Origin of the sequence: Vibrio makurazakiensis, assembly GCF_050337375.1 — a bacterium.
Taxonomy (GTDB): Bacteria; Pseudomonadota; Gammaproteobacteria; order Enterobacterales; family Vibrionaceae; genus Vibrio; species Vibrio makurazakiensis.
On the sequence record NZ_JAKJSW010000270.1, the window covers coordinates 1 to 4,942 of the forward strand.

The window sequence follows — 4,942 nt, forward strand, 5'->3', positions numbered from 1 at the left end:
CCCTTGTTTATACTAAGTATTTTTCTATATTTACGTGGTCAATTTGTTCTAATTTCAAATACTCTTCAGCGTRTCGAATGTGAGTCCCACTTGTCAGAAACAACCTGAACAACTCTATGTCCATATGCTCATCCAGAGCCATTTTGTACATAATATCGACGGCTACACTAATTGGTTTTGCTTTTTTATATGGACGGTCTGAAGCTGTAAGAGCTTCGAAAATGTCCGCAATAACAAGAATTCGTTCAGGTATCGATAGATCTTCCGCAGAAAGCTTACGAGGATAACCAGTACCCTTTAATGTCTCATGGTGAGTTGAAGCGTACCTAGGCACCCTACTCAACTCTTTAGGGAAAGGTAGGTTCTCAAGCATCTTAATCGTACTGATSATATGCTCGTTTATCTTAAATCTATCTTCTGCCGTCAATGTACCTCGCGCCACACAAAGGTTATACACTTCCCCCAAATTGTATTGATGCTCAGGTACGTCCATCTTTATTGCATAAGCAGGGTCAAAATCTGCTGCTCTTTCACGCTTGATAATGTGTTCAGGTTTGTCTGACAGCAGCTGTTCTTCAACCGGATAAATAGACGAACGCTTCTCGTTTGCCATTTCCTCGACAGGTGATAAACCTTTGCTGTCATCAAAGTGACGTAACCATGTGATGGCAGCGATCTCTTTGACTCGTGCAATTTTATCTTCAGCCATAAACTCACCACCAACGTTCGCAGACGCAATGAATTCAAAGTCTTGCGTAAGTTGCAACTGAGCTTGTTTTAATTCAGCTTCAACAGTTTCTTTAGTTGTCTCTCCATCGAGTAGTGATTTCAAGGCTTTGATTTCTGCATCTCGCCATAGAACTTCAAAACGAGTCCGAACCTCATGAATACGGTTGTAGTTTGCTTCTAGCTTCGAGCCTTTATCTACAATATGTTCCGGTGTCGTGATTTTGCCGCAGTCATGTAGCCAGGCTGCAATTCTAAACTCACGCCTTTCTTCATCATTAGCAAAGCTGAAATCTTTAAACGAATCATTGTTGGACTTCTCTGCTGCATCTGCCAACATCATTCCAAGCTCTGGGACACGATTACAGTGACCAGCAGTGTAAGGAGACTTATCATCGATAGCTTGGGCGATAAGCTTAATAAATGCTTCAACAAACTCTTCTTGAGTCTGCTCATGCTGCTTTAGCTCAACAGCCATGCTTTGAATAGCAGTAGAAAGCTCCCAAACCTCTTTAATACGAGTATCAACGAGTTCAACATCATCATACGCACGGTTTTTAATCTTGCTTGTTTCTTCTCTTAACTGTCGAATCGGCCTAACGATAGGTGCACCGAAAACCCAGGCAACAGGTAAAGTTAGACACATAAGCAGTGCCGTGACACCAATGGAAGTAGCGACACGAGCCGTCACCGTGCTGTAGATTTCTTTTTCAGGTATAACGACAGCAAAATACTCGTTATCGTTTTCACCCATGTTAATGGCTCTAACGTAAAGGTGTTGGACTTGACCGTTAATTACTGTTTGAGTCATCGCACCTTCTAACGAGGCAGAACCTGTCATCTCATATAATTCCGAATAAGGAACCATCGACTCTTTCTGTACGGCGCTATGGTTAAACCACTTTTTTTCCAATTCTTTACGCTGTATAGGGGTAATATTTTGGATTGCTTGATTAATAATAGGCATTAACTGCTTATGCTCATCCCGTAATACAATATGAAATTGAGCAGGATAAGACGCTTCCAAGTCCTTCAGCGGTTCACTGATAACTAACCCAGTATGAAAATAGCGCTCAAGAGCAAATGCTAGTACAGGCTCAGAATCCAATACCGCAAAGCACTCCCCTTTCTCTACGGAATCAAAAGCACTCTCTATCGTTGGAAATTCAACTAATGTAATGTTTGGGTATTGCTCTCTCAGCGCTGAAGTAATGGACCAACCAGATAAAATAGCCACTTTCTTGTGGGCTAGCTCTGAATAATTTCGAATGTTCTTACTTTGAACTCTGGTAATTACAGAGAAAGGTAATTCAAAAATAGGATCGCTATAAACACCATCAATGCCGTTATTTTCGTACTTTTGAACGGAGTGCATCATATCAAGTTCATCACTTGAAAATTTCGAGGTTAATGCCTTCCAGGTAAAGCCATTAACGAACTCGAAATCCAACCCAGACATTTTTTCAATAAGACCAAGCAGTTCAATCGAGTAACCCTGTGGTTTCCCAGATACAGAAAAATCCATGGGCCCCCAATCATTTTGATTTGATGCCAATAATGAACCTGCTTCCTGAATCAACTCTTCCTGTCTTTCTGTCAATTGGAGTTTGGATACATTAGCTAAAGCTGGGTCAGCCGTTTTAACCTGATTGGACGCAATAATGTTGCCTGATTTGGAATAAAGATAAGACTCGACTTGGCTATCTTTCGCCAATCCAAGCGCTGAAGCCGACATTTTTGTCGACAAAGAAGAAAGAACAATGTCTATCCCGATAACATGCTGACTACTTTTTGAGTTTTTAGATGCAAATGCTAAAGAGTATGTCTGCCCAGTAATTTGAAGGTGCTGGAATAGATAAGGCTGTGTTTTCTCAACAACGCTTTTGTTTGCTGAAATATACCAAGGGCGCGTTGTCGGGAAGTAGTTACTCTCTTTACTGACACTCGTTCGTAAATTGAAGTCACTATCAAAGTATTCCGTCTGACGTGTTCTTACACCATCGATATTTTGAATTTCGATTACTACCCAGCGATCGTCTTCCGTCGCCAAAATTTTATTTCTTACTATTGGAGACGCATCCAAGTTAATGATTTGGAAAAACTTATCATTAGATGAACCAATGTAAATACTGTAAAAGAGAGGGTTATCTTTAATCGCTTCTGAAAGAATAGATCTTACTTCTTCTTTAGATAGCTGACTGCTAATTGAACTATTTACTGAGGATAACAAGCGAGCGGTATTGACGGCATCAGAGTCCAGCGAACTAACGTAGTCACTTAACTCTTCTGAAGCCATAGTCAACTTTGAAAGCGTATGCTCTGTCGCCATTTTTTTGCTGAAATAATATTGCAAGGATACAGCGACTAACGCTGTAAGTACTGTGGCGAGCAAAAACATTCCCCCGACCGTAAACCGTAGGGAAATCTTCCTATCATTCATTACTTTTCTATCCTTGAAATTACGCACTAACTACGTTGACGTTAAGTATTACGAGTGTACTCATTATGTTAACAGTCCCGCAGATTTTCAACACCTCATTCCATATAAGGTAATGTAATCAGTCTAACTGGTCATACCTTGACCCATTAGCCATGAAACATATTTTATATCGTTCGCAAAAATATAATTTTTATTATCTCTAATTTGCGACTCCATTCTCTTTAAATCACAGACTTCGCTTTCCTCAAGTTAAAGTTTTGCGAGAAACTGGTCTCGTATTTACCCCCTATTCAGCGTAACAGAGCCACTTTATGCTATATGTTAGCTATTAAAGTGCTAACATAAGCGCAACATCTGTATTGGCAATACTTATCTTTTATTTCATATAATTAGCACCAAGATATTGAGTAAATTACAGACACCGTTTTTCTATGGGACATTATATGCCGTCTACAATTTCCGCATCGACAAGCTCGATCATTGCGATTGACCATTATAAAAATGAGCATGTTGTTAATGAACTGTCCTTCGTTGATAGTTTATCGAGCCCCTTTGAAGTTGAATTGCATCTCATTGCTAAAAGCTTCGACTTGAATGATTTTCTTGGCCAAAAGTTAACCGTTAACCGCTTCAGTAATGACTCAGGTAGCTCTACGCTTTCAAAAACCATTAATGGGATTGTTACTCGAATTCAAAACGTCGGTATCGATAGCTCTTTACAGCAATCAACCTATAGTGTCGTTTTAAGACCTTGGTTTTGGTTGTTGACTCATACTCACTCCTTTCGTGTCTATCAAAGCAAAACTACCAAAGAAATCGTATCAGATATCTTTACCCAAGCTGGGTTTAGTGGCTCATTTAAGTTCGGAACAGCCCCTTCTACGAAAAGAGAATATTGTGTTCAATACAATGAAAGTGATTTCGATTTTGTAACCCGCCTATTAGCGGAAGAAGGCATTCATTACTACTTCGAGCATTCCAGTTCAGATCACACAATGATGCTCCAAGATGCTCAAAGCCCTTTCGATAAAGCGGCAAACAGCAAATTCGATATGATCGAAGTCCCATCAGGTAGTAACCCACTGATTTCGAAATGGATGCCTCAAGGTGAGTTCCACAGCGCAAGTGTAGAGCTGACAAGCTATGACTACTCTCAAAGCAAATTAGTTAGTAGTAAAGTGAAGAAGTCTGGGAACAAACTTGCCAACAACTCAAAATTGACCGAACGACATTACCCTACTCTTGGAATTTCCGGCGGTATGGAAGACCTTGCAAGCAATCTTGTTAAGCGTCGAATCGAACAAATCGAACAATCTTTCCAATCATTCGATGTAGAAGCAGAGCATGATGCATTTGAATTGGGCACCTGGTTTTCGCTATCTAGTCATTTAGATAAATCTCAGCTTGGTGACTACTTAGTTCAAAAATTGCATTTCAAATACTTAGCAAATGATCAATGTGTTGCCCGCTTGACGGTTTGTGATTCAGCAATCCCAACTTACCCCACTCCGTTAGGTAAAGCCAAAGTTCTTGGATTACAAAGCGCTACTGTTGCTGGATCGACCGCCGGTGAGATCAATCAAGATGAACAGGGCCGAGTTCGGATTCAATTCCACTGGGATACTGAAGCATCTGGCGACAAAACGAGTTGCTATGTCAGAGTCGCTCAAATGATGGCTGGCAGTGGTTATGGTTCTCAGTTTATTCCGCGAGTTGGACAAGAAGTTTTAGTTAGCTTCATTGACGKAGATCCTGACCAACCCATTATTACAGGCA

2 protein-coding genes are annotated in these 4,942 nt (G+C 40.5%); one reads left to right on the forward strand and one right to left on the reverse strand.

Features of this window, described 5'->3' with window-relative positions; translation table 11 throughout:
* Window positions 1–7 precede the first annotated feature (7 nt).
* Window positions 8–3,166 carry an HD domain-containing phosphohydrolase gene (locus tag L4C33_RS19685; RefSeq protein WP_428814099.1) on the reverse strand — a complete coding sequence of 1,053 codons (3,159 nt, stop codon included), beginning with the start codon at window positions 3,164–3,166 and terminating at the stop codon, window positions 8–10.
* A gap of 443 nt (window positions 3,167–3,609) precedes the next feature.
* On the opposite strand from L4C33_RS19685, the gene L4C33_RS19690 reads away from it, so the two are divergent.
* Window positions 3,610–4,942: type VI secretion system Vgr family protein (locus tag L4C33_RS19690; protein ID WP_428814100.1), on the forward strand; the 1,333-nt coding region annotated here is incomplete at its 3' end.